Annotated in this window: 23 protein-coding genes; 14 read left to right on the top strand and 9 right to left on the bottom strand. The window is 71.8% G+C overall.

Annotation, left to right across the window (positions count from 1 at the left end):
• The first annotated feature begins 6 nt into the window (after positions 1-6).
• From tatC to FK529_RS20690, 3 genes are all read left to right on the top strand, one after another.
• Positions 7-1,014 (top strand): twin-arginine translocase subunit TatC, encoded by a 1,008-nt coding sequence (gene tatC / locus FK529_RS06845; RefSeq protein ID WP_146560243.1) that lies wholly within the window; start codon positions 7-9, stop codon positions 1,012-1,014.
• A complete protein-coding gene (locus FK529_RS06840; protein ID WP_146560242.1) occupies positions 1,001-3,751 on the top strand; it encodes a DEAD/DEAH box helicase in 2,751 nt (916 codons plus the stop codon). The genes tatC and FK529_RS06840 overlap by 14 nt, the downstream gene beginning before the upstream one ends.
• A 71-nt stretch (positions 3,752-3,822) precedes the next feature.
• Positions 3,823-4,479: a DUF4333 domain-containing protein gene (locus tag FK529_RS20690; protein ID WP_146560241.1), complete on the top strand. Its 657-nt coding sequence runs from the start codon at positions 3,823-3,825 to the stop codon at positions 4,477-4,479.
• Positions 4,480-4,488: 9 nt separating this feature from the next.
• On the opposite strand, the gene FK529_RS06830 is transcribed toward FK529_RS20690, so the two are convergent.
• A complete protein-coding gene (locus FK529_RS06830) occupies positions 4,489-5,442 on the bottom strand; it encodes a 5'-3' exonuclease (protein WP_146560240.1) in 954 nt (317 codons plus the stop codon).
• 17 nt (positions 5,443-5,459) lie between these two features.
• On the opposite strand from FK529_RS06830, the gene FK529_RS06825 reads away from it, so the two are divergent.
• Together FK529_RS06825 and FK529_RS06820 are read left to right on the top strand one after the other, a co-directional pair.
• On the top strand, positions 5,460-6,584 hold the full coding sequence (locus FK529_RS06825) for a M24 family metallopeptidase (RefSeq protein ID WP_146560239.1): 1,125 nt from the start codon (positions 5,460-5,462) through the stop codon (positions 6,582-6,584).
• Positions 6,585-6,603: 19 nt separating this feature from the next.
• Positions 6,604-8,046, top strand: coding sequence for a sugar porter family MFS transporter (locus FK529_RS06820; RefSeq protein WP_146560238.1), 1,443 nt, complete (start codon positions 6,604-6,606; stop codon positions 8,044-8,046).
• Positions 8,047-8,056: 10 nt separating this feature from the next.
• Here the strand turns inward: FK529_RS06820 and FK529_RS06815 are convergent, their stop codons facing one another.
• Positions 8,057-8,464: a PPOX class F420-dependent oxidoreductase gene (locus tag FK529_RS06815; protein WP_146560237.1), complete on the bottom strand. Its 408-nt coding sequence runs from the start codon at positions 8,462-8,464 to the stop codon at positions 8,057-8,059.
• Positions 8,465-8,505: 41 nt separating this feature from the next.
• On the opposite strand from FK529_RS06815, the gene FK529_RS06810 reads away from it, so the two are divergent.
• The 6 genes from FK529_RS06810 to FK529_RS06785 all read left to right on the top strand — a co-directional run bounded on the left by FK529_RS06810 (position 8,506) and on the right by FK529_RS06785 (position 13,024).
• On the top strand, positions 8,506-9,291 hold the full coding sequence (locus FK529_RS06810; protein WP_146560236.1) for an SDR family NAD(P)-dependent oxidoreductase: 786 nt from the start codon (positions 8,506-8,508) through the stop codon (positions 9,289-9,291).
• Positions 9,288-10,427, top strand: a complete 1,140-nt coding sequence (gene cbiE, locus FK529_RS06805; RefSeq protein ID WP_146560235.1) for a precorrin-6y C5,15-methyltransferase (decarboxylating) subunit CbiE — start codon at positions 9,288-9,290, stop codon at positions 10,425-10,427. The genes FK529_RS06810 and cbiE overlap by 4 nt, the downstream gene beginning before the upstream one ends.
• Positions 10,424-11,182, top strand: a complete 759-nt coding sequence (gene cobM, locus FK529_RS06800; protein ID WP_146560234.1) for a precorrin-4 C(11)-methyltransferase — start codon at positions 10,424-10,426, stop codon at positions 11,180-11,182. The genes cbiE and cobM overlap by 4 nt, the downstream gene beginning before the upstream one ends.
• Complete coding sequence (locus FK529_RS06795) at positions 11,182-11,916, top strand: cobalt-precorrin-6A reductase (protein ID WP_146560233.1); 735 nt, start codon at positions 11,182-11,184, stop codon at positions 11,914-11,916. Before cobM ends, FK529_RS06795 begins: the two co-directional genes overlap by 1 nt.
• Positions 11,917-12,032: 116 nt before the next feature.
• A complete protein-coding gene (locus FK529_RS06790; RefSeq protein ID WP_146560232.1) occupies positions 12,033-12,362 on the top strand; it encodes a nuclear transport factor 2 family protein in 330 nt (109 codons plus the stop codon).
• A gap of 77 nt (positions 12,363-12,439) precedes the next feature.
• Positions 12,440-13,024: a cysteine hydrolase family protein gene (locus FK529_RS06785; protein ID WP_146560231.1), complete on the top strand. Its 585-nt coding sequence runs from the start codon at positions 12,440-12,442 to the stop codon at positions 13,022-13,024.
• A gap of 5 nt (positions 13,025-13,029) precedes the next feature.
• Here FK529_RS06785 and FK529_RS06780 read toward each other — a convergent pair whose 3' ends face one another.
• The 7 genes from FK529_RS06780 to FK529_RS06750 all read right to left on the bottom strand — a co-directional run bounded on the left by FK529_RS06780 (position 13,030) and on the right by FK529_RS06750 (position 20,072).
• Complete coding sequence (locus FK529_RS06780; protein WP_146560230.1) at positions 13,030-14,880, bottom strand: HNH endonuclease signature motif containing protein; 1,851 nt, start codon at positions 14,878-14,880, stop codon at positions 13,030-13,032.
• A gap of 94 nt (positions 14,881-14,974) precedes the next feature.
• Positions 14,975-15,406 carry a PPOX class F420-dependent oxidoreductase gene (locus tag FK529_RS06775; protein ID WP_146560229.1) on the bottom strand — a complete coding sequence of 144 codons (432 nt, stop codon included), beginning with the start codon at positions 15,404-15,406 and terminating at the stop codon, positions 14,975-14,977.
• Between the two features lie 103 nt (positions 15,407-15,509).
• Complete coding sequence (locus FK529_RS06770; protein ID WP_146560228.1) at positions 15,510-15,800, bottom strand: DUF1330 domain-containing protein; 291 nt, start codon at positions 15,798-15,800, stop codon at positions 15,510-15,512.
• Between the two features lie 17 nt (positions 15,801-15,817).
• Complete coding sequence (locus FK529_RS06765) at positions 15,818-17,290, bottom strand: precorrin-2 C(20)-methyltransferase (protein WP_146560227.1); 1,473 nt, start codon at positions 17,288-17,290, stop codon at positions 15,818-15,820.
• Positions 17,287-17,922 (bottom strand): precorrin-8X methylmutase, encoded by a 636-nt coding sequence (locus tag FK529_RS06760; RefSeq protein WP_146560226.1) that lies wholly within the window; start codon positions 17,920-17,922, stop codon positions 17,287-17,289. Before FK529_RS06760 ends, FK529_RS06765 begins: the two co-directional genes overlap by 4 nt.
• A gap of 9 nt (positions 17,923-17,931) precedes the next feature.
• On the bottom strand, positions 17,932-18,933 hold the full coding sequence (locus FK529_RS06755; RefSeq protein ID WP_269432086.1) for a ferredoxin-like domain-containing protein: 1,002 nt from the start codon (positions 18,931-18,933) through the stop codon (positions 17,932-17,934).
• 71 nt (positions 18,934-19,004) lie between these two features.
• Complete coding sequence (locus FK529_RS06750) at positions 19,005-20,072, bottom strand: beta-ketoacyl-ACP synthase 3 (RefSeq protein WP_146560225.1); 1,068 nt, start codon at positions 20,070-20,072, stop codon at positions 19,005-19,007.
• Between the two features lie 169 nt (positions 20,073-20,241).
• On the opposite strand from FK529_RS06750, the gene FK529_RS06745 reads away from it, so the two are divergent.
• The 3 genes from FK529_RS06745 (at position 20,242) to cobN (ending at position 25,053) form a co-directional block, all read left to right on the top strand.
• Positions 20,242-20,859 (top strand): TetR/AcrR family transcriptional regulator, encoded by a 618-nt coding sequence (locus tag FK529_RS06745; protein ID WP_146560224.1) that lies wholly within the window; start codon positions 20,242-20,244, stop codon positions 20,857-20,859.
• Positions 20,856-21,338, top strand: coding sequence for an FAS1-like dehydratase domain-containing protein (locus FK529_RS06740; RefSeq protein WP_146560223.1), 483 nt, complete (start codon positions 20,856-20,858; stop codon positions 21,336-21,338). Before FK529_RS06745 ends, FK529_RS06740 begins: the two co-directional genes overlap by 4 nt.
• Before the next feature lie 115 nt (positions 21,339-21,453).
• A complete protein-coding gene (gene cobN, locus FK529_RS06735; protein WP_146560222.1) occupies positions 21,454-25,053 on the top strand; it encodes a cobaltochelatase subunit CobN in 3,600 nt (1,199 codons plus the stop codon).
• The last annotated feature ends 34 nt before the right edge of the window (positions 25,054-25,087 follow it).

Genomic DNA, 25,087 nt, shown 5'->3' with positions numbered 1-25,087 from the left:
GACCTTTTGAAGATCCCGTTCGATCCGCGTCGTCGTCGTGCCGTCGTCAATCCCGACGGCACGATGTCGATCGTGGAGCACCTCTACGAGCTCCGGACCCGGCTGCTGTGGTCGATCCTCGCGATCGTCGTCACCTCGGTCATCGGCTTCTGGTGGTACAGCCACGGCCCCTTCGGACTGCCCTCGACCGGCCACCTGCTGACCGGGCCGTACTGCGACCTCCCCGCGACGTCGCGGGCCGAGATCACCCGCGATGGTGAGTGCCGCCTCCTCGCGACCGGCGTCTTCGATCAGTTCAACCTCCGGCTCAAGGTGGCCGTCGCCACGGGCGTGCTCCTCGCGTGCCCGGTATGGCTGTACCAGATCTGGGCGTTCATCGTGCCCGCCCTGCACCGCAGTGAGAAGCGTTACACGGCGGCCTTCGTGGCCCTCGGCGGAACGCTCTTCGTCAGCGGCGCGGTGCTCGGCTACCTGATGATCACCAGTGCCTTCAGCTTCTTCCTCACGGTCGGCAACGAGACCCAGGTGACGGCCCTGCAGGGTCGGGACTACTTCAGTTTCGTGCTGAACGTCATGGCGATCTTCGGCATCAGCTTCGAGCTGCCGCTGTTCATCATCGCGCTCAATCTGGTTGGCGTCCTCAAGTACGAGAAGCTCAGGCAGTGGCGGCGGGGCCTGCTGCTGTCGATGTTCATCTTCGCCGCCTTCCTGACGCCGACGGGCGATCCGTTCACGATGCTGGCCCTGGGCGCGGCGCTCGCGGTCCTCCTCGAGCTCTCCATCCAGTTCGCGCGGTGGAACGACAGGCGTAAGGCGCGCCGCGCCGCCGTTGCGGACGCCTGGGAGGGCGACCTCGACGACGAGGTGGCGTCGCCAGCACCGTCGGCCCCGCAGCCGGTCGGCGCGTCCGCGGGCCCGTCGAGCACCGCCCTCGCCGCCCCCGCCCCCCTGGGCGAGCCGGAGAAGGTGACCCGCGCGTCGATCCCGCGTTCGGGGTTCGATGACGTCCTCTGAGTTCGACAGCTTCACCGCCGCGCTCGCCTTCACCCTCGACCCGTTCCAGATCCAGGGCTGCCGTGCTCTCGAGCAGGGGCGCGGCGTGCTGGTGTGCGCCCCGACGGGTGCGGGAAAGACCGTGGTCGGCGAGTTCGCCGTGCACCTCGCGCTCGCGGGCGGCACGAAGTGCTTCTACACGACCCCGATCAAGGCGCTCTCGAACCAGAAGCACGCGGAGCTGACGGCGCGCTACGGCGCGCAGAACGTCGGCCTGCTCACCGGCGACACCGCGATCAATTCGTCGGCGCCCGTGGTCGTGATGACCACCGAGGTGCTGCGGAACATGCTCTACGCGAACTCGGCCACCCTCGACGGGCTCAGTCACGTGGTGATGGACGAGGTGCACTACCTCGCGGACCGGTTCCGCGGCGCAGTGTGGGAGGAGGTGATCCTGCATCTCCCGCAGGACGTGCGGCTGGTCAGCCTGTCCGCGACGGTCTCCAACGCCGAGGAGTTCGGCGCCTGGATCACCGAGGTCCGCGGCAGCACCGAGGTGATCGTCGACGAGCACCGTCCCGTGCCGCTCTGGCAGCACATGCTGGTGGGCCGCCGGCTCTTCGACCTCTTCGACACCGCGGCGCTGCGCACCGCGCAGGAGTCCGGGCAGCGCAACCTCGTCCTCGACGCCGACCTGGTGCGCTACGTCAAGCAGCGCGAAACGCTGGACCGCAGCTTCGAGCCGGGGATCAACAGCCGCACGGGTCGACGGGCCGGGGGCCGGGGCCGCCCGCAGATGACGCGCCGACCGATACCGAGGCCCGACGTCATCGCGCTGCTCGACGCCGAGGGCCTGCTGCCGGCGATCACGTTCGTCTTCTCGCGGTCCGGCTGCGAGCAGGCGCTCACCCAGTGCCTGCGGTCGCCCGTGGTGCTCACCGACCAGGCGCAGGCCGACGAGATCGGCCGCATCGTCGACAAGCACGTCGCGGAGTTCTCGCCCGCCGACCTCGACCTGCTCGGCTACGAGGAGTGGCGCGCGGCGCTGCTCCGCGGCTTCGCGGCGCACCACGCCGGGATGTTGCCCGCCTTCCGGCACGCCGTCGAAGAGTTGTTCGTCAGGGGGCTGGTGCGGGCCGTCTTCGCGACGGAGACCCTCGCGCTGGGCATCAACATGCCCGCGCGCACCGTCGTACTGGAGCGCCTCGTCAAGTACAACGGGGAGTCGCACGTCGAGCTGACGCCGGGCGAGTACACCCAGCTCACCGGGCGGGCGGGCCGCCGCGGCATCGACATCGAGGGCCACGCCGTGGTGCTGTGGCAGACCGGGGTGCGCCCGCAGGAGGTGGCCGGCCTCGCCGGCGCCCGCACCTTCCCCCTGGTCAGCTCCTTCCTGCCCGGGTACAACATGTCGATCAACCTGCTCGACCGCCTGGGCCGCGACGGCGCCGAGCGCCTGCTCGAGGCGAGCTTCGCGCAGTTCCAGGCGGACCGCTCCGTCGTCGGACTGGCGAAGCGGGTCGACCGCGGCGAGAAGGAACTCGCGACGCTCGGCGCCCAGATCACGGAGGCGGCGGGCGGCGCCGACTACCTCGAGTACGTGCGGCTGCGCGAGGCCGTCCGCACCCGCGAGCGCTCGCTGCGCCGCGAGCACCTCGCGGACCGCCGCGACGGGACGGCCACCGCGCTGGCCGAGCTGCGCCGTGGCGACGTCATCGCCGTGACCGGCGGCCGCCGCCGCGGCCTGGCCCTGGTCGTGGAGCCCTCGGGCGACCGCCGGGACCCGAAGCCCGTGGTGGTCACCGAGAGCAGTTGGTCGGGCCGCGTCGGTGCCGGCGACTTCGTGGGCGACGTGGAGGTCCTCGGCACGCTCCGGGTGCCGAAGAACGCCGACTACCGCTCCGGTCGCGGCAAGCGCGACCTCGCGTCCACGCTGCGCAACAGCAACATCTCCGCGCCGCGGCAGCAGACGAAGGCGTCGCGGCCCGCCGCGACCGACACCCAGCTCGCCGACCTGCGCGCCCGCATGCGGGCGCACCCCGCACACACCGGGCAGCGCGCACCGGAACTGGACCGGCTCGCCGAGCGCTACGCCCGCCTGGAACGGGAGATCACCGCGTCGGCGGCCACGGTCCGCGCCACGACGTCGTCGCTGGCGGTCACGTTCGAGCGGATCGTCGCGCTGCTCGGCGACCGCGGGTACATCGAGACGGTGGATGGGGAGCCCGCACTCACGGAGTCGGGACACCGGCTGGCCCGGGTCTACAGCGAGTCCGACCTGCTGGTGTGCGAGTGCATCGAGGACGGCGTCTTCGACGGCCTCGACCCCGCGGGTCTCGCGGCGGTCGTCAGCGCGCTGGTCTTCGAGTCCCGCGGCGAACGCGGCGGCATGCTCCTGACCGGCGAGAAGGTCCCCGGCGCGGTCCGCTCCGCACTGCGCGACGTCGCGGACCGGTGGACCGACATCGTCGCCGCGGAGGCCGCGCACCGGCTGGAGCCGAGCCGCGAGCCCGACATCGGCTTCGTCGCCCCGATGCACCAGTGGGCCGCGGGGGGCACCCTCGCCGCGGTGCTCCTCGCAGCGGGCGAGCGGGGCCGTCCGCTGCCCGCGGGCGACTTCGTCCGGTGGTGCCGGCAGGTGATCGACCTGCTCGATCAGATCAGGCAGACCTCCTTCGACACACGCCCTGGCCTCGCGACCGTCGCCACGTCGGCGATCGCCGCCGTCCGGCGTGGCGTCGTCGCGGAGTCCGGTTGATGATCGGGTATCTTGACCGAAGATGGGTACGTCGCGGGCCTTCGACCGGCGACTAGGGGAGGGATGAACCGATGAGCAACCCGCAGGATCCGAACCAGTGGGGGCAGCAGGGCTGGCAGCAGCCGGGACAGCAGCCTCCGCAGGATCAGACCCAGATCGCACCGCAGTACGGCCAGCAGGGTTTCGGTGCACCGGCGGGTGATCAGACCCAGATCTCGCCGCAGTACCAGGGGCAGTGGGGGCAGCAGCCGCAGCCGCAGGGACAGCAGTACGGCGGCTACCAGCAGCCGCAGCAGCCCCCGCAGTTCGGGCAGGACCAGTTCGGCCAGCAGCCGGGTCACCCGCAGTTCGCTGGTCAGCAGTTCGGGCAGCAGTACGGCCAGCCGCAGTTCGGCGGCCCCAAGAAGTCGAAGACCGGCCTCATCGTCGGCCTCGCCGCCGCGGCGATCATCGTGATCGTCGCCGTCGTCGTGCTGGTGGGCTGGCTGACCGGCGCCTTCTTCAGCAAGAAATTCGACAACGCCCAGGTCAACCAGGGCGTCACCAAGGTGCTCACCGAGAGCTACAACGAGACCGACACCAAGGACGTCTCCTGCAAGACCGACGGTGTCAAGGTCAAGTCCGGCGAGACTTTCACCTGCAGCGCCACCATCGGCGGCAAAGCGAAGACGGTCCAGGTCACGGTGCTCGATGACGACGGCAAGTACCAGGTGGGCGCGCCCTCCTGATCCGCTGGGTCAGCCCGCGAGGGCGGCCAGCAGGCGCTCGACCTGCGCACCGATCCGCAGCTCCTCGGCCAGTTCGGCCAGGCGCTGCGGATCGCGTGCCTCCCGTGGCAGGGCGTCCGGCCCGGAGAGCGCGACGTCCGCGTCGCGGCGGACCCAGACGACGTCCCACGCCGCGTCGAGGTAGTCGGCCGACGCCGCGATCGACGAGGCGGCGCGTGCGGCCAGCGGCGACGGGGTCCGGGCCGCTGCCTCGCGGATCGCCGCGAGCGAGCCGTACTCGAGGAGCAGCTTCGACGCGGTCTTCTCGCCGATGCCCGGCACGCCGGGCAGCCCGTCCGACGGGTCGCCGCGCAGCAGAGCGAGCTCGGCGTAGGCCTCGCCGGCCCGATCCCGCGGCAGGCCGTACTTCTCCGCCACCTCGGCCGGCCCGAACATCTCCGCCTTCGCGATGCCGCGGCCGATGTACAGGCAGCGCACGCCGGGCGCGGTGTCGTCGGCGACCTGCAGGAGGTCGCGGTCCCCGGACACCACGATCACCGGATCGACCTGCTCCCGCGCGGCCAGCGTGCCGAGCACGTCGTCCGCCTCCAGCCCGACGGCGCCGCCGGTCGCGATGCCGACCGCCTCGAGCACCTCGAGGATCATGTCGACCTGGGGAGAGAGCGTGTCGGGGACCTCCTCGGCGCTGCCGTCGCCGTCCTCCGCCACGCGGTGGGTCTTGTAGGTGGGCAGGAGGTCCACCCGGAAGGCGGGACGCCAGTCCAGGTCGAGGCACGCCACGAGCCGCCCGGGACGATGGGTCGTGATCAGCTGCGAGGTCATGTCGAGGAAGCCGCGCAGCGCATTGACGGAGCGGCCGTCGGCCGCCTGCACTTTGTCGGGGATCGCGTAGTAGGCGCGGAACCAGAGCCCGGCGGAGTCGAGCAGCATCACGGGGCGCGCGTCGTTCGTCACGGGAATCATCGTGTCACAATCGGATCATGAGTAACCCCCAGTCCTTTCCCGCCTCGGTGTACGCGACCCGTCTCACCCGGGCCCAGCAGCTCGCGACCACGGCGGGAACCCCGCTCGTCATCACCCCGGGGCCGGATCTCGCCTACCTGACCGGCATTGTCAGCGAGTCCTTCGAGCGGCTGACCGCCCTCGTGATCACCGACGCCGGCTTCGGTCTCGTGGTGCCTAGGCTCGAGCTCGCCATCCTCAAGGACTCGCCGGTTCCGGGCCTGGGCACGGCGGGCGTGGAGCTCGCGGTCCACGACTGGGTCGACGGTGACGACCCGTACGCCCTCGTCCTCGACCTGCTGGGCGGCGCCACGACGGTCGCGGTCGCCGACGCCGTGCCCGCGCTGCACCTGGTACCGCTGCTGGACCGGGGCCTGACCGTCGGCCTGGCGACTGCCGTGCTGCGCCGGCTGCGGATGATCAAGGACCCCGCGGAGCTCGACGAGCTCCGCGCCGCGGGGGCCGCCATCGACCGCGTGCACGCCCGCGTCGGCGATTTCCTCCAGGTCGGCCGGACGGAGCGCGAGGTGGCCGCCGACATCGCCGCCGCCATCGTCGAGGAGGGCCACACCGAGGCCGCGTTCATCATCGTCGGCTCGGGCCCGCACGGCGCGGATCCCCACCACGAGGTCTCGGACCGCGTGATCGAGGCGGGAGACGTCGTGGTCGTCGACATCGGCGGCCCCCTGCCCTCGGGCTACAACTCGGATTGCACCCGGACCTACGCGATGGGCGAGCCGTCGGCGGAGATCCTGGAGCAGTACGCCCTGCTCGAGCAGGCTCAACGCGCCTCGGTCGAGGCCGTGCGGCCCGGCGTGCCCGCCGAGGCGATCGACGCGGCCGGCCGCGATCTGCTCACCGGCGCCGGTCTGGGGGAGTTCTTCCTGCACCGCACCGGGCACGGCATCGGGCTCTCCGTCCACGAGGAGCCCTACATCGTTGCGGGCAACGATATTCCGGTCGAAACGGGCATGGCCTTCTCGATCGAGCCGGGAATCTACTTCAGTGGCCTATGGGGAGCGCGGATCGAGGATATCGTCATCGTCACCGAGGACGGCTGCGAGCCCGTGAACACCAGGCCGCATAGCTTGACGATCCTGTAGGCGCGACACTGGAGGCAGCATGACGCACGGCGGCGGTACGGCCGACGGTCCATCGATCTTCGACGAGGGCGACGGCGATAGTCGGCGCGTCGTCCAGATCGCGGTCGTCGCGGCGATGGGTGGCCTGCTGTTCGGCTACGACAGCGCCGTGATCAACGGCGCCACCAAGGCGATCGAGGAGCGGTTCGGGATCCACGGCTACGCCCTGGGCTTCGCGGTCGCGTCGGCGCTCCTCGGCGCGGCGGCCGGCGCCATGACGGCGGGCCGCATCGCCGACCGGATCGGGCGCCTGCGCGTCATGCAGATCGCGGCCGTTCTGTTCTTTGTCAGCGCCCTGGGCTGCGCGTTCGCCACCAATACCGCGACCCTGATCCTGTTCCGGGTCGTCGGCGGCATCGGCGTCGGCGTGGCGTCGGTGATCGCGCCGGCCTACATAGCGGAGGTGTCGCCGGCCCGGATCCGCGGCCGGCTCGGATCGCTGCAGCAGATGGCGATCGTGCTCGGCATCTTCCTCTCACTGCTGGTCGACTGGATGCTCGCGGCGCTCGCCGGCGGCGCCTCGAACGAGCTGTGGTTGGGGATGGAGGCCTGGCGCTGGATGTTCCTCGTCATGGCGATCCCGGCGATCATCTACGGCGTGGCGTCGACCACGATCCCCGAGTCCCCGCGCTACCTCGTCTCCCGGCACCGCATTCCCGAGGCCCGCAAGGTCCTCTCGATGCTGTTGGGCGAGAGGAACTTGGACATCACCGTCACGCGGATCGAGCAGAGCCTCGCGGGCGAGGAGAAGCACTCCTGGCGCGACCTGATCAAGCCCGGCGGGGGCGTCTACCCGATCGTCTGGGTGGGCCTGCTGCTGTCGATCTTCCAGCAGGCCGTGGGCATCAACGTGATCTTCTACTACTCGAACATGCTGTGGCAGGCCGTCGGTTTCGAGGAGTCGCAGTCGAACCTGATCAGCGTCTTCACCTCGATCGTCAACGTCATCGTGACCATCGTCGCGATCCTGCTCGTCGACCGGATCGGCCGCCGCCCGCTGCTGCTCACCGGCTCGATCGGCATGACGGTCTCCCTCGCCACCATGGCGCTCTGCTTCAGCACCGCCGAGATCGTGGACGGTAAGCCGACGCTGACCGGCGCCGTCGGCGTTCTCGCGCTCGTCGCCGCGAACCTGTTCGTGATCTTCTTCGGCGTCAGCTGGGGCCCCGTCGTGTGGGTGCTGCTGGGCGAGATGTTCCCCAACCGGATCCGCGCCGCGGCGCTCTCCCTGGCCGCGGCCGCGCAGTGGGCGGCCAACTGGGCCATCACCGTGACCTTCCCGAAGATGGAGGGCAACCTCACGCTGGCGTACGGCCTCTATGCGACCTTCGCGCTCCTATCGCTCTTCTTCGTCTACCGGTTCGTGCCGGAGACCAAGGGCAAGACGCTGGAGGACATGGACGGGAACATTCCCGCCCGGTAGCGGGCTCGGCTCACTGCGCGCGGAGGGTGCTCGATCCCAGCACCCTGGTCACGTCGATCTCGATCACCACGCGCTTCGGGTTCTCCCGCGGCGGCTTGTAGCGCACCGCGTACCGGGCCTCGGCGTCGCGGACCGACTCCGGGTCGGTCAGGACCCGCGCCGGCCCCTCCAGGGTGAGCCACCGCGCACCGTCGACCTGCGTCACCGCGGCGTACCCGGCGCGGCCGGCGTTGCGGGCCTTCTGACTGTCGCCGGAGGTGATGACGCGGGCGAGGCCCGTCTCGGGGTCGTAGGTGAAGGCGATCGCGACGGTGTGCGGCGTCCCGTCGCGGCGCACGGTGCTCAGCGTCGCGAGGTGACGGTCGGTCACGAAGGCGAGGGCGTCGGGATTGAGGACGGGGCGGTTGGCGTCGGGCATACCGCCACGGTAGCCGCGCGCCGCGCGTCTAGTCTGGTCCGGTGACTGCGGACAGGATTCCCGACGGGGCGGTGCTTCTCCTGGGCGGCCGAAGCGAGGTCGGACTGGAGGTGGCGCGGCGGATCGCGCCGGGCCGCGACGTGATCCTCGCGGCCCGGCGCTCCGAGCATCTGGACGAGCAGATCGCGACGCTGCGCGGGGTGGGCGCCACCGGCGTCTTCCCCATCGAATTCGACGCCGACCGCACCGAGCTGCACGCCGCCCTCCTCGGCGAGATCGCCGACCGGTTCGGCCGGATCGGTGTCGCGATCGTCGCCTTCGGGATCCTGGGGGATCAGGCGCGGGCGGAGGCCGATCCGTCGCACGCGGTGCGGATCGCGCAGACCGACTACGTGGCGCAGGTGTCGATCCTGCTTGGGCTGGCGAACCTGCTGCGCGCCCAGGAACCGCGGGCCGGCGGTCGCGGGGCCATCATCGCGTTCTCGTCCGTCGCAGGGGTCCGGGTGCGCAAGGCCAACTTCGTCTACGGGAGCACGAAGGCGGGCCTCGACGGCTTCGTCCAGGGATTCACGGACTCGCTGCACGGCAGCGGGATCCACGTGCTGCTCGCCCGGCCCGGCTTCATCGTCGGGGCGATGACGCGCGAGCTCATGGCGTCCGGGGTGAAGCCCGCGCCCTTCAGCCGCACGGCACCCCAGGTCGCCGAGGCGACGGTGCACGCGCTGCGCCGCGGCCGCCGTGTCGTGTGGATACCGCCGGTCCTGCGTCCGCTGTACGCCGGGCTGCGCTTCGTCCCGCAGGCGATCTGGCGGCGGATGCCGCGATGACGGTGACGGTGGTCGGCATCGGAGCCGACGGCTGGCCGGGCCTCACCGATGTCGCGCGCCGCGCCCTGCTCGACGCGCCCGTCATCCACGGCGCGCCCCGGCACCTGGAGTACCTCCCGCCGGGGCCGGCGCGGGAGGTCGCGCGTCCGTGGCCCTCGCCGCTGCTGCCCGCGATCGACGCGCTGTCCGACGGCGCGCACGTGCTCGCGAGCGGAGACCCGATGTTCTACGGCGTCGGCGCGACGATCGCCCGGCGCCGGCCCGACCTGGACCTGCGCGTGATCCCGCACCTGTCGTCGTTCGCGCTGGCCTGCGCCCGCCTGCGCTGGCCGGCGGAGGAGGTCACGGTCGTCTCCGCGGTGGCCCGGGACCCGTCCCCGGTCGTGCGGGCGGTGCGTGCGGGCCGGCGCACCATCGTGCTCAGCGAGTCCGGCGCCACCCCCGCTCAGCTGGCCGACCTGCTGCGCGATGCGGGACTGAGCCCGGCGATCACCGTTCTGGAGCAGCTGGGCGGCGCCCGCGAGAAGGTGCGCCCGTTCCGGAGGAACCTGCGGATCGACGACCTGAACGTGGTCGCCCTCGATCCCGCCGAGCCCGCCGGGGAGTTCGTTTTCGACCACGACGGTCAGATCACCAAGGCCGACGTGCGGGCCCTGACGGTGGCCGCGCTGCGGCCGACGCCGGGTTGGATCTGGGACTTCGGCGCCGGCTCGGGGTCGGTCGGGATCACCTGGGCGCTGCAGGGCGGGGGCTCCGTGCTCGCCGTGGAACGCCGCGCCGACCGGGCCGAGCGGGTGGAGCGCAATGCCGCCCGCGCCGGCGTGCACGTCGAGGTGGTCGTCGGTGACACCGCCGACCTCACGGCCGACCTCCCCGTGCCCGACGCGATCTTCGTCGGCGGCGGTCTCACCGAGACCCTCGCGGCGGCCTGCGTCGGCGTGCTCCCCGCGGGCGGCCGGCTCGTCGCGAACGCGGTCACGGTCGAAGGGCAGAACCTGGCTGCGGCACTGCGAGCCCGGTACGGAGGGGAGCTCCGCAGCTACTCCGTCGCCGATCTGGCGCCGCTGGGCGGCGGAACTGCATGGCAACCGCGGCGGCCGATCGTGCAGTGGGTGCACCGGAAGGGACAGACGTGACCGTCTACTTCATCGGCGCCGGTCCCGGCGCCCCCGACCTGCTGACGCTGCGCGGCGCGGAGGTCCTCGCCCGCTGCACGGTGTGCCTGTACGCGGGTTCGCTGGTGCCGCGGCAGATGCTGGAGCGGTGTCCGCCCGGCGCGACGCTCGTCGATACGGCGCGGATGCCGCTGCCCGAGATCATCGACGCACTGGTCGCGGCGCACGCCGACGGGCTCGACGTCGCGCGCCTGCACTCTGGCGACATCTCGCTCTACTCCGCGTTCACCGAGCAGGCGCGCCGCCTCGACGCGGCCGGCGTTCCGTACGAGATCGTCCCGGGGGTCCCCGCCTTCGCGGCCGCCTCCGCCGCACTCGGCCGGGAGCTGACCGTCCCGGGCGTCGGCCAGTCCCTGCTGATCACCCGCGTCTCCACCCTCTCGACTGACATGCCCGCGGGGGAGGACCTCGCGTCACTGGCCCGCACGGGCGTGACGCTCGCGCTCCACCTCGCCGCGCACCGCGCGCAGGCGCTGACCGACGACCTGGTGCCCCATTACGGCGCCGACTGCCCCGTGGCGGTCGTGGCTTTCGCGAGCCGGGAGGACGAGCGGATCGTGCGGTGCCGCCTCGCGGACCTGCCGCAGCGCCTCGAGACGGAGGGGATCACGCGGACCGCGGTGATCTTCGTCGGGAAGGTGCTCGACGCGGGCGCCTTCGAGGAGAGCTACCTGTACTCGGCGCGTCGGCTGCGCGCCCCGGGTGCGAGCCACTGATGCGTCGGGTGCTCATCCTCGGCGGCACCGCCGAGGCACGGGAACTGGCTCGGTTATTGCACGCGGACCCGCGGTTCGCGGTCCTGAGCTCGCTCGCCGGCCGGGTGGCGGATCCCCGCCTGCCGGTGGGGGAGAAGCGGATCGGCGGGTTCGGCGGACCGTCGGGCCTCGCGGCGTTCCTGGCGGCCGACGGCGTCGACGTGCTGGTGGACGCGACGCACCCGTTCGCGGCGACCATCTCCCGCAACGCCGCACTGGCCGCGGACGCGGCGCGCGTGCCGCTGCTCGCGGTCGTCCGCCCGGCCTGGTCGCCGGGGGCGGGAGACCGTTGGACCCGCGTCCCGACGGTGCGCGACGCTGCGGCGCTGCTCGGGGAGCGGGACGGAGGCCGGGCGATGCTCACCACCGGCCGGCAGGACGCGCACGAGTTCGCCGCCCTCGACGACTGGTGGTTCCTGATCCGCGTCGTGGACGCACCGTCGGGTCCGCTGCCGCGCCGGCACGAGCTGCGCCGCGATCGCGGCCCGTACACCCTCGACTCCGAGCGGGCGCTGTTGCGCGAGAACAGCGTCGACGTGCTCGTGACCAAGAACAGCGGCGGGGATCTGGTCTCCGCGAAGCTCGCGGCGGCACGAGAACTCGGCGTCGAGGTGCTGGTGGTCGATCGACCCGCTCGGCCCTCCGGCGTCCCGGAGGTGCCCACCGCCGCGGCCGCGTACGCCGCGCTCGCGTGATTCGCCATCGGAGGTTGTCGATCACCCCGGAAGGTGAGCGGCACGGCCGCGGTCGCGCCCCTACCATGGCGACTGCGGGGCTACAGCTCCGCGAACGCAACGACGAGGAGATGCGCATGACGAACATCGACATCCCCAGCCCGGTCAAGGAGTTCATCGACTCCGTGAACGCCGGCGACGAAGCCGCCGTCCTCGACGCATTCACTCCCGATGGCTACATCGACGACTGGGGCCGCGTCTTCGGCGACCGCGCCGCGATGCAGGCGTGGAGCGCGAACGAGTTCATCGGCGCGAAGGGCGTGCTGACGCCGGAGAAGGTCACCGTCGACGGCGACACCGTCACGGTGGTCGGCGACTGGCGCAGCAACCACGCGAACGGGCTCAGTGAGTTCACCTTCGTCGTCGCGGGTGAGCGCCTGCGTTCCATGACGATTCGCGAGGGCTGACGGCCGGGCGGGCGTTCACCGTCGTCACGATCGGGATCGGCCCGGCACTCGAGGAGTGACCGCGGCATGATCATGGCATGACAGCTGCTGTTCTCGCCCTGCACTGGCAGGTGAACGTCATCGAGCCGGAGGGCTTCTTCGGCCCGATGCTGGCCGCGCCGGTCGAGGAGTCCGGCGTCGTGGACCGGGCGGCCGCCTTCCATGACGCGGCGCTCGCGGCCGGCGTGCCGGTGATCTTCACCCGATTCACCGTGCCCGAAGGCGAGGGTGACCTGGTGCGGAACACGGCGTTCATGCAGGCGGTCGGCGAGGCGCAGGAGGCCTTCCGCCCGGACGGCGACGGCGCGCGGATCATCCCCGCGATGGCGGATCAGCCGACCGCCGTTTACGACAACCAGCGCCTCTCCGGACTTGCGGGCCCCGCCACGGAATGGCTGGCGGAACACGGGATCGACACGATCTACCTGACGGGCGTCGCCACCAACCTCACCGTCGAGCAGACCGCGCGCCACGGCACCGACCTGGGACTGATCGTCCATGTCGTCGAGGATTGTGTCGCAGCGGCCGATCCCGCGGTGCACGCCGCATCGCTGGCGAATCTGGACCTGGCGACCGCCGGGCGCGTCACGGCGGAAGAGGCCGTGACGCGGCTAGCCACGTAGCTCGCTCAGAACGGTGGCGGCTCGTCGTCGGGGTGCGCGGGTTCCGGCGGTCGGGGATGAGGCGCCACATCAGGGAACCGCGTGGGCGGCCCCATGCTCCGGCGCGATTCGTAGCGGCGGGTGTGCGTGAAGTCGAGGATGGCGATCGCGAGGCTGCGCTCGAATTCGGATTGGGGCGTGTTCGGCTCCGGGTGTTCGCGGTCGTTGAGGAGGGCGACGCTGGCCGCGCGGGCGCCAGCGCGGCGGGCGTGTTCGCGTTCGAGGCGGGTGGGGCCGTTGCGGTGCCGCACCATCGGGGACCCTGCTGCGGGTAGTGGTGTAATCCAGTCGATCCGGCGAAGGTCGGGGAACAGGTCGAGGACGGTGCCTGCGGGGTCGACGGTGATCATCTGGCCAGTGGGACTGGTCCACAGGATGCGGCCGTCGGGCAGTCGCGCGTCGATCCAGCCGCCGGCGGTCTTCAATCGGTGGTGGGCTTTGCAGAGGGGCTGTAGGTTGTCCGCGCTGGAGGCGCCGCCCGCGGCGGGGTCGTGGTGGTCGTACTCGGTGGAGTGGTCGATCTCGCAGCGTGCGGCGGGGCGGGTGCACATCGGGAATACGCACCGGGGGTAGAGCAGGGTCAGGTAGCGGGCGAGGTCGGCGGTGAGCCGGTACCCGGCCGTGCCGCGCGCCTTGACCAGCGGCCGCACAGACTCGGGCGCGTCCGGTGCGGCCTCCGACTCGACCGTGGCCGGCTCGGACACCTCGATCACAGGCGCAGGCGCATCGAGGGCAGGCGTGGTCGCGGGTTCGGGTTCAACAGGCGCGGTGATGCGTTCACCGAATTCGCGGACGACGGCGTCGTCCCGGGCGGCGAGGCCGCGGGCATGCTCCGCGGTGACCGGACCGTGGCCGACGAGGTAGCCGGCGTCGTCGTTGCGCCCGGCCAGGGTGGTTTCGTTGATCACGACGTGGATGAGAGTGCGGTAGCGGATGATCGCCCCGTCGACCGAACCGTCTTCGATCCCGCGCTCCTCGCGGTACGGGCACCCGGGCTGTTCGCATTGGCAGCCGAGGGTGATCGACCCGCGGACGCGAGCAGTCAGGCCATCGGCGCGTCTCTGCGCGACGGTCCGTGGGTCGTGATCGCACACGGTCTCGATGATCTCCTCGACCTTGGCGTTGATCTCGAGGATGTCTTCAGCCGGCAGTAGTGCGTAGGCGGCGGCCATACCGTCGTCCTCCGCCCGGAACACCACGGTGCGGTCCTCCCGCGCCCGCTTGCGGCGCTTCTCCGCAGCATGCGGGTCGATGCCTTCGACGATCTTGTCCGCTGCCTCCCGGACCGCGGGGATCGCCAGCAGCTCGAGCGGGTCACGGCGCAGCCGTTCGGCGATCAGTTCGTCGAATCGGCGAGCCTGCTCGCCGGTGAGGACTCGACTTCGTCGCAACGCCTCCTGTCCGGCGCGCACCGAGATGGTGTTCTCCCCGACGAGGGCCAGCACCTGGGGGAGGCGTTCGACGAACCCGACCGCCTCGGTCAACGCCCGGTCGGTGGCATCGGTTCCTAACCGCAGCTGCGTGGAGACCTGTGCGTTCAAGGCGATCTCCCGCAGCCGCAGGTCCCTCCTGCGGGCCAGGAGCTCTCGGTCAGTGGCATCGGCGGCAGGCAGCGCCAGGTACTCGGCCTCCGCGTCAGCGTAGACGGTGCGGTACAGGCTGTACAGAGTGGTGACGGTGCGGCAGAACGCGAGGTTCTCGCACCGCCTTTGTTCGAACAACAGGTCTGCCGTCCTCTCCCGGAAACCCGCGGCACCGGCGAGCTCCGGAGGCAACAGATGCCCCGGTAGTTCGCGCAACCCGCTGGGAAGGTCCATGACTCAATGGTACGCCGAACTGTTCGATATAGCTAGTCATACTCGAACAATTCTCCGGGTCACGCCGCGACCATGAGGGAGAGGAGGCTCCGGATCAGCGCAGCTTCGCGCCGTAGGTGTGCGTGATCCGCAGGACCAGCAGCACGCGCCGGTCGGCGACCATCACCTCGCGGTACTCGCGCCAGTCCGGGTGCTCGCCGGCGCCGCTGCGGTAGTAGTCGACGAGCGCGTCCACCTCGGGGCCATCGGGGTCGGTCGACGGGCCGATCAGCGTCGCCGTCCCCTCCGCAGTGGCCCAGGTGTACCCGTCGGCACTGGTGAACTCGATCGCCGCGCGGGGATCGCGGCGGAGATTCGCCTCCTTCGCGCGACCGGCGGTCATGGAGACCAGGATCCGGTCGGCCTCCGCGTCGTACACCGTGGTGACGGGGGAGAGCTGCGGCATTCCGCTGGCCCGGAGCGTCGCGAGGACGCCGATCCGGCTGGCGGCGATCAGGGTGCGAGGGTCGAACTCGGTCGAGGCCATGACGGGTGCAACGCGCCGTCGGGCCCGACTGTTCCGGGCCCGGCTGTTCTGGACCCAGCGGCGCCGCGGCCCGCTGTGTGATGCCGCGGCGCATCGAAGCGGGTCAGGAGCCTTCGCAGATGCGGATCTCGCGGACGGCGCCGTCGCCGAGGGCGGCGAGCGCCTCCTGGTAGGCGGCGGAGTCGTGGGTCGCGACGGCCTGCTCGAGGCTGTCGAACTCGATCACCGTCGTGCGCTCGAGCTTCCCCGCCTCGTAGGCGACGGCGGCCTGACCGCGCACGATGAAGCGTCCGCCGCCCGCGAGGATCGCGGGGCCACCGATCCGGGCGTACTCCGCCATCTTCTCGGGATCCTTGATCTCCTGGTAGAACGCGATCCAGTACGCCTTCGCCATGTGTCCGTCTCCTTCACCTAGTACCTACGGGGAGTGTGCACGATCCGGCCGGCGGCGCGCTCGGTGACCTCCGTGCGCGAGGACCCGACGATGAGCAGGCAGCGCATGTCCACCTGCGCCGGATCGAAAGCGCCGAGCGTGGTGACCGTGACCGATTCGTCGGCCGAGCCGACGGCGCGACCGATGATGACCACCGTCTCGCGGGCGCGCACCTCGAGCAGCACCTCACGCATCCGCACCAGTTGCTCGCGCCGCGTCCTCGAGGCCGGGTTGTAGACGGCGAGCGCGAGATCCGCCGCGGCGATGGCGCGCAGCCGCTCCTCGATGACCGCCCAGGGCTTGAGGTAGTCGGAGAGCGAGAGCACCGCGTAGTCGTGGCCGAGCGGAGCGCCCGCCCGGCTCGCGACGGCGTTCGCCGCGGTCATGCCGGGCAGTACGCGCACGGTGACGTCGTGGAAGGCGGGATCCGCCGCGACCTCCGCAACGGCCGATGCCATCGCGAAGACCCCGGGGTCGCCCGAGCTGACCACCGCGACGCGCGCGCCGCTCGCCGCGAGCTCCAGGGCGTGCCGGGACCGCTCGGCCTCGACCCGGTTCTCGGAGGCGTGCACGCGCTGGCCGGGCCTCGGGTGCACCCGATCGGTGTAGGTCCGATACCCGACGATGTCCGTCGCCTCGGACAGCTCGTGCCGCACCTCCGGCGTGGTCCAGGCCTCGTCGCCCGGCCCCAGGCCGACGACCACGACCTCGCCGCCCGACGGTGCCGTGGGCGCGTTGATCCGGCCGGGCACGAGCACGGTGGCGAAGTACGGGACGTCCTCGGCGCTCACGTCGCCCAGCGCGAGCACCCGCTCGTCCGCCCGGCTGGCGCGCTCGACGTACCAGGCCGCCCCGTCGCGGTCTGCTCCCTGTAGCGCGCCGCGGACCGTCGGGAAGGTCCTGCCCAGCTTCATGATCGCGGCGGCGTCGGTGTCGGCGAGTCGGCGGCGCAGTTCGGACGCGGGGAGCGTGCCGGGCAGCACGGTGAGCACCTCGTCGGCCTCGACGAGCGGGACGCCGGTGGCGGCCGCCGCGGCGCTGATGGAGGTGACACCGGGGACGACGATGCACTCGAACCGATCCCGAAGCCGCTTGTGCATGTGCATGTAGGAGCTGTAGAACATCGGGTCACCCTCGGCGAGCAGCGCGACGTTCCGCCCGGCCGCGAGGTGCGCGGCGAGTTCCTCGGCCGCGCCGGCGTAGAAGTCCTCGAGCGCGCCGCGGTAGCCGCCGGGATGATCGGTGGTCTCGGTGGTCACGGGGTACATGAGCCGGATCTCGGTCTGGCCCTCGCGCAGGTACGGCGCCGCGCAGGCCCGCGCGTTCGAGCGGCCGTGCCGCGCACTGTGATACGCCACCACGTCGGCGTCGGCGATGAGCCGTGCCGCCTTGACGGTGACCAGCTCGGGATCGCCCGGGCCCACCCCCACGCCGTACAGGATTCCCGTCACAGCTCCTCCTCCCGCGCCAGCGCGTTGAGCGCCGCCGCCGTGATCGCGCTGCCGCCGCGGCGACCCAGCACGGTGATGTACTCCACGCCCAGCCCGGCGGCCTCGGCGACCAGCGCGTCCTTCGACTCGGCGGCGCCGATGAAACCGACGGGGATCCCCACGATCACTGCGGGTTTGGGCGCGCCCGCCCCGAGCAGGTCGAGCAGGTGGAACAGGGCGGTCGGCGCGTTGCCGATCGCGACCACCGCGCCCTCCATCCGTGCACCCCACAGCTGCAGCGCCGCGGCGCTGCGCGTGTTCCCGATCTCGGTGGCCAGCGCGGGCACGCGCGGATCGCGCAGCAGGCACAGCACCTCGTTGTCCGCGGGCAGACGCGCGCGAGTCACACCCTGCATTACCATGTTCGCGTCGGTGAGGATCGGCGCCCCGGCGCGCAACGCCGCCCGTCCCGCGGCGACGGCGCCCGACGAGATGCGGATATCGCGATCGAGGTCCGTCTGGCCGGCGGCGTGGATCATGCGGACGGCCACCGTCTCCGCGTCCGCGGCGAGTGCGCCGAGATCGGCCTCGGCGCGGATCGTGGCGAACGATCGCCGGTAGATCTCGGCGCCGTCGGTGAGGTATTCGTGCACCCGGGAAGTCTATTCGTCGGGCTTCCCGGTCACGATCACCCGTCGGTGTTCGCCCGGGGGCGCGCCGCAACCGCGCTCGCAGGCCACGACGTGCACGCGCTCGTCGTGGTCGATCCCGCCGTAGGTACCTGCGGCGAGGCCTGCGGCGTGCGCGAGTGCGTCGCCCTGCGCGCGGGCGCAGCCGTGGTCGCCGACGCAGGCGCTCACGCGCAGCAGCGGCGCGGCCGCGTCGAAGATCAGTCCCATCGGCGCCAGCACGCGCACCACCGTCTCCGCGACGCCCTCCTCCAGGCCGTGCAGGTGCAGCGTCCGCCACGGCGTGATCGTGATCGGGTGGTCGACGGCGGCGACGAACCGCGCCGTCCGCGGGTCGAGTCGGCCGAGCGGAACGCCCATACCGAGCGTCACCGTCGCATCGGGGCGATCGAACCAGCCGACGGGGGGCGGCATCGGGGGCGACGGGACCGCACGCGGACCGGTCACCGTGCCACCGAGCGCGGCGGCGATGCGGCGGGCACCGTCGGGCAGGTCGCGCAGGCGCCACTCGTCGGCGCGGAGGTCGAGGAAGGCCTGCGCCACGTCGAGCAGCCTGTCCACTGTGGCCGCCAGGTCGGTCGGGTGTCCGTCGAGATGCAGCACGCCGTCCCGGATCTCGGCGTCCGCGGCGAGGGCCGCGACGTCACCGGCACCGTCGTCGAGGGCGAAGAGGAACCGTCCCGGGAGCGCGGCGAGCTCGGCGCGAGCCCTCAGCGCCCGGTCGAGCGCCGCGGCGGTCCCCCGGAGCTCACCCGAGAGCGGCGAGGCGACGATGTTGCGCACCCGCTCGTGCGTCGGCGAGGGCAGGAGCCCCGCCGCGGTGAGGCGCTCGCGCGCGGCGTCGAGATCGGCGACCCCGCGCAGCTGCACGTTGCCGCGCGAGGTCAGCTCGATCGGCTCCGCGCCGGCGATCTCCGCGAGCACGTCGAGCTGCGGGGGCTCCAGCGCGCCGCCGGGCAGCCGAACCCGCGCCAGGGCCCCGTCGGCCGCCTGGTGCGGCCGCAGGACACCCGGGCAGGAGTCGGGCTGCTTCGGCTGCAGTGCGATCAGTCCTCGACGTGGACCGGCGGCAGGGTGATGACGTGGCCGGCGTAGGCCAGGCCGGAGCCGAAGGCCATGACGAGGGCGGTCTGCCCGGGCCGGGCCTTGCCCGTGCGCAGCAGTTCCTCGACGGCGAGCGGGATCGACGCCGCGGACGTGTTGCCGGTGGTCACGATGTCCTCGGCGACCACACAGTCGTCGCGCAGTTCGAGCGCCTTGATGAGGACCTGGGTGATCCGCAGGTTGGCCTGGTGCGGCACGAAGACGTCGATGTCCTTCGACGTGATGCCGGCGAGCTTGAGCGCCTCTAGGCAGGCCGGCAGCAGCGCGGTCGCCGCCCAGCGGAAGACCTTGCGGCCCTCCATGCGCAGGAACGGGCGGACCGGCGCCTCGGTCCCCGCGGTGTCGTCGCGGAAGGCGTGGACCTCGTCGAAGTAGGTGCCGAAGTCCTTGTCCTGGTAGATCGCGGTGGTGAAGTCGCCGTCGGCGCCCCACGACACCTGGGAGATGCCCACCTCCTCGGACGGTCCGAGGACGGCGGCGCCGGCCCCGTCGGCGAAGATGAACGCGCAGGTGCGGTCCTCGGGCGAGATGAGGTCCGAGAGGCGCTCGACGCCCACGACCACCACGTACTTGGCGGTGCCGGCCCGGATCAGGTCGGTGCCGACGGCGGCGGCGGTGGTGAAGCCGGAGCAGCCCGCCGTGATGTCGAAGGCGGGGATGCCGACGCGGCCCAGCTCCTTGGCGATCTGCGGAGCCAGCGACGGGCCGAGCTCCAGGCGCGTATTGGTGGCGGAGATGACGCAATCGATCTGCTGCGGATCGATGCCCGACGCCTTCACCGCACGCTCGGCGGCCTTGACCGACATCGAGAGGATGGTCTCGTCGTCCTCGGCGAAGTGGCGCGACTCGATGCCCGAACGGGTCTTGATCCACTCGTCGCTCGAGTCGATCTTGTCGACGATCTCCGAGTTGGGCACCACCCGCCGCGGTCGGTAGGCGCCGATCCCGAGGTAGCTGACGTTGGACTGCTCAGCGGGGGCGGGAGGGGCGATCCGGGCGGGCGCGGTCATGCGAGAGGTTCTCCGTTCGAAGGGACGACGGGATGAACCATTCGGTTCACCGATTCGTCATTGGTAACATGAACCGAGCGGTTCAAACAAGCGCCGCCACGCCTGCGTGCCGAAAGTCCACCTCTGCGGTGGATCGTCGCTCCGAAGAGTCGAGGAGGGTCCGGTCCCGATGTCCGCCGCCCCCAAGCCGCGCCCCCGCCCCCGGGTCCGGCTGGTCAACACAGCGCTCAACCTCGTCGGCAGGCACGGCTTCGCCGATGCCGGCCTCGCCGAACTCACCGCGCAGTCGCAGGCCTCCAAGAACTCGCTGTACCAGTACTTCCCGGGCGGCAAGGCGGAGCTGGTGGAAGCGTCCACGTCGCTCGCCGGCCGCCGGCTGCTGCGCTACATCGACGCCGCGACCAGCAAGGGCGAACCGCGCGAGTGGATCGGACGGTTCATCGAGCTGTGGAAGCGGGTCCTCGTGCGGTCCGAGTTCCAGGTGGGGTGCCCGCTGCTCGCGGCCGCCCTCGCCGACGGTGCGCCGCGCGTCCAGGACGCCGCGACCGCGGCGTACACCGAGTGCGAACGCCGGTTCGCCACGGCGCTGGTCGAGTACGGAGTCGAGGAGCGCGGCGCGCTGGTCTTCGCCTCCGTCTTCATGAGCTCGATCGAGGGCGCCGTCGCCCGCGCCCGCGCGGCCCGTGACATCTACCCGCTCACCGACGTCTATCACTCGATGATGGCCCTCCTCGACCTGACGATGACGGCTCCCGACGCGGTGCGGGGCGCTACAGTCGCCGAATGACCGACGGCGACTTCACCCACTGGCTGGACGACTGCTACACCGTCGAAAGGGAGAGCCTGCGGTCCTACGGCCGCGCCACCCGCTCGCCGCACGTGCCCTACGCCAGCAGCCGGATCATTCCGCGGGACACGCCGGTGCCCCCGCTCATGGTGGCCGACCCCGTCTTCAAGCTCGCCGCGCGGATGCTGGCCGAGCAGATCCCGGACTTCAACGTCGGCCGGCTGCTCCACGTCTCGCAGACTGTCCGCCAGGTGGAGCCGATCCGGATCGGCGACGTCGCGTCGCTGGGCGCCCGGATCTCCGACCGCGTCACGCGGGCGGGGATCGACCTGTTCACCGTGGACTGCGTCGTGCGGGTGGACGGCAAGACCCGCATCGAGACCTCGAGCGTCGTCGCCTACGCGGGCGGCGACGAGGCCGGTACCGACCTCGTGGACGCGGCCGCGCCCGGCATCGTCATGCACGGCGCCGTGCTCTGAGGCACTGCCGGTCGTCAGGGCGCGGGGTGCGTGGAAGTCGACCGACTCGGGCATCGTTCATCGTCCGCCGACGCGGGCACGATCGCCCGGATCGGCGCCCGTTAGGGTTGGTGAGGTGATCCTTCTCCTCTCCACTTCGGACACCGACCTCCTCAGCGCGAAGGCCAGCGGCGCCGACTACCGCTGGGCCAATCCCGCACGGATCAGCGTCGACCTCGATCTGCCCGGCCTGCTCGACGGCGCCGACATCGTGGTGGTCCGCATCCTCGGCGGGCGCCGGTACTGGGAGAGCGGCCTCGACGCGCTCGCCGCGAGCGGCACGCCGGTCGTCGTGGTCTCGGGGGAGCAGGCGCCCGACGCCGACCTCATGGAGGCCTCGACGGTGGCCGCCGGCGTCGCCACGCAGGCCCACGCCTATCTCGCCGAGGGCGGCCCCGACAATCTGACGCAGCTGTACCACTTCCTCTCCGACACGATCCTGCTCACGGGCGACGGCTTCGCGCCGCCCGTCGTGGCGCCGCAGTGGGGGATCGTGGAGCGGCCCCCGACGGCCGGAACCACCGACGGTCCGCGGATCGGAGTGCTGTACTACCGCGCCCAGCACCTGGCGGGGAACACCGCCTACATCGACGCCCTGGCCGCGGCGATCGAGGCGCGCGGAGCGGTGGCCGTGCCGATCTTCTGCGCCTCGCTGCGCACCGCCGACGATGACCTCTTCGCCGAACTCGGAAGCCTCGACGCCCTGGTCGTGACAGTGCTCGCCGCGGGCGGCGTGAACGCCGCGGGAGCGGCCGCGGGCGGCGACGACGAGTCCTGGGACGTGGGCCGTCTCGCGGCGCTCGACATCCCGATCCTGCAGGCCCTGGCACTCACCACGTCGCGTGCGCAGTGGGAGGGCAGCGACGACGGCCTCAGCCCGCTCGACGTGGCGACGCAGGTGGCGATCCCCGAGTTCGACGGCCGCATCATCACCGTGCCCTTCTCCTTCAAGGAGATCGGCGACGACGGGCTGCCCGCGTACGTGCCGGACGCCGAGCGCGCCGCCCGGGTCGCGGGCCTCGCGCTGCGCCACGCGCGGCTGCGGTCCATCCCGAACGCCGAGAAGCGCATCGCGCTCATGCTCTCGGCGTACCCCACCAAGCACGCCCGCATCGGCAACGCCGTCGGACTGGACACGCCGCAGTCGGCCCTCGAGCTGATCCGCCGGCTCGCGGCCGCGGGCTACGACCTGGGCAAGGGGCCCGGCGCCACCCCGGATATCCCCGGGCTGGAGGCCGACGACTCGGACGCGTTCATCCACGCCGTCATCGCCCGTGGCGGCCAGGACCCGGACTGGCTCTCCGACGAGCGGCTCGACGGGAGCGAGGTCACCGTCGACCCCGCGACGTACCGCGCCTGGTTCGCGACGCTGCCGGAGGACCTGCGCGACGCGGTGACCGAGCACTGGGGCGAGGCGCCCGGCGGGCTGTTCACCACGGCCGCGGGCGACATCGCGATCGCCGCGCTGCGGTTCGGCAACCTCACGGTGATGGTGCAGCCGCCCCGCGGCTTCGGCGAGAACCCCGTCGCGATCTACCACGACCCCGATCTGCCGCCGAGCCACCACTACCTGGCCAGCTACCGCTGGGTCGCCGACCGCGAGCACGGTTTCGGCGCCGACGCGGTGATCCACCTCGGCAAGCACGGCAACCTCGAATGGCTGCCCGGGAAGACGCTCGGCATGTCCGCGTCCTGCGGCACGGACGCCGCGCTCGGCGACCTGCCGCTGATCTATCCGTTCCTGGTCAACGACCCGGGTGAGGGCACGCAGGCGAAGCGGCGCGCCCACGCGGTGCTCGTCGACCACCTCATCCCGCCGATGGCCCGCGCCGAAAGCTACGGCGACATCGCCCGCCTCGAGCAGCACCTCGACGAGTACGCCAACGTGCAGAGCCTGGACCCGGCGAAGCTGCCCATGATCCGCCAGCAGATCTGGACGCTGCTGCAGGCGGCGAAGCTCGACCACGACCTGGGCCTGACCGACCAGCCCGACGAGGACGCCTTCGACGACATGATCCTGCACGTCGACGGCTGGCTCTGCGAGATCAAGGACGTCCAGATCCGCGACGGCCTGCACATCCTGGGCGCCGCACCGTCGGGCGAGGCCGAGACCGATCTCGTGCTCGCGATGCTGCGCGCCAAACAGATGTGGGCGGGCGCCGTGCACACGCCCGGCCTGCGCGAAGCGCTCGGCCTCGAGGAGGGCTCGGTGGGCGGGCCCGAATCGCGCGCGCGGACCGACGAGTTCGAGGCCCGCGCCCGCGAGCTCGTCGCCGCCGCGGCGGCCGCCGAGTGGGCACCGTCGGCCATGGCGGGCCTCACCGACGAGCCGGCCGTGGCGAAGATCCTCGACTTCGCGGCGACCGAGATCGTGCCGCGGCTGCGCCGCACCGGCGACGAGATCGATCACGTGCTCCGCGCGCTGGCCGGCGGATTCGTGCCCGCCGGACCGTCGGGCTCGCCGCTGCGCGGCCTGGTCAACGTGCTGCCCACGGGCCGCAACTTCTACTCCGTCGATCCCAAAGCCGTGCCCTCGCGGCTCGCGTGGGCGACGGGTCAGGAGTTGGCCGCCTCGCTGGTCTCGCGGTACTTCGGCGAGCACGGCGAGTACCCGCGCTCCGTCGGGCTGTCGGTGTGGGGCACCTCGGCCATGCGGACCGCGGGCGACGACATCGCGGAGGTCCTGGCCCTCCTGGGCGTGACGCCGGTGTGGGACGAGCAGTCGCGCCGCGTCTCCGGCCTGGAGGTCATCGGCCTGCAGGAGCTGGGCCGCCCGCGCATCGACGTGACCGTCCGCATCTCCGGCTTCTTCCGCGACGCCTTCCCGCACGTCGTGGCCATGCTCGACGATGCCGTCCAGCTGGTCGCGCAGCTCGACGAGCCGGACGAGTCCAACTACGTCGCCGCGCACACGCGCGCGGCCCTGGCCGAGCACGGGGACGCCCGTCGGGCGACGACCCGCGTCTTCGGCTCCAAGCCCGGCACCTACGGCGCCGGCCTGCTGCAGCTCATCGACTCGAAGAACTGGCGCAGCGACGCCGACCTCGCGGAGGTCTACACCGCATGGTGCGGCTACGCCTACGGCCGCGGGCTCGACGGTGCGCCCGCCGCGGACGACATGCGGTCCGCGTACCGGCGGATCAACGTCGCCGCGAAGAACATCGACACCCGCGAGCACGACATCGCCGACTCGGACGACTACTTCCAGTACCACGGCGGCATGGTCGCGACGGTCCGCCACCTCACGGGCACCGATCCCGAGGCCTACGTCGGCGACTCGACCCGTCCGGACTCGGTGCGCACCCGCACCCTGAGCGAGGAGACCAACCGGGTCTTCCGCGCCCGCGTCGTGAACCCGCGCTGGATGGCGGCGATGCGCCGGCACGGCTACAAGGGCGCCTTCGAGATGGCCGCGACCGTGGACTACCTCTTCGGCTTCGACGCCACCGCCGGCGTGATGGCCGACTGGATGTACGAGAAGCTCACCGAGAACTACGTCCTCGACCCCGAGAACCGGAAGTTCATGGAGGAGTCGAATCCGTGGGCCCTGCACGGCATCGCCGAGCGCCTGCTCGAGGCCTCCCAGCGCGAGCTGTGGAAGGAGCCGGACCCGGAGCTCCTCGCCGCCCTCCAGCAGGCCTACCTCGACACCGAAGGCGACCTCGAGGACCGCTGACTCGATTGAACGACGTTATGGAGAGCGCGACCTG

It is taken from the genome of Tsukamurella asaccharolytica (assembly GCF_007858435.1).
In the GTDB taxonomy this organism is placed as follows: Bacteria; Actinomycetota; Actinomycetes; order Mycobacteriales; family Mycobacteriaceae; genus Tsukamurella; species Tsukamurella asaccharolytica.
This window is presented reverse-complemented; position numbering and strand designations above follow the sequence as displayed.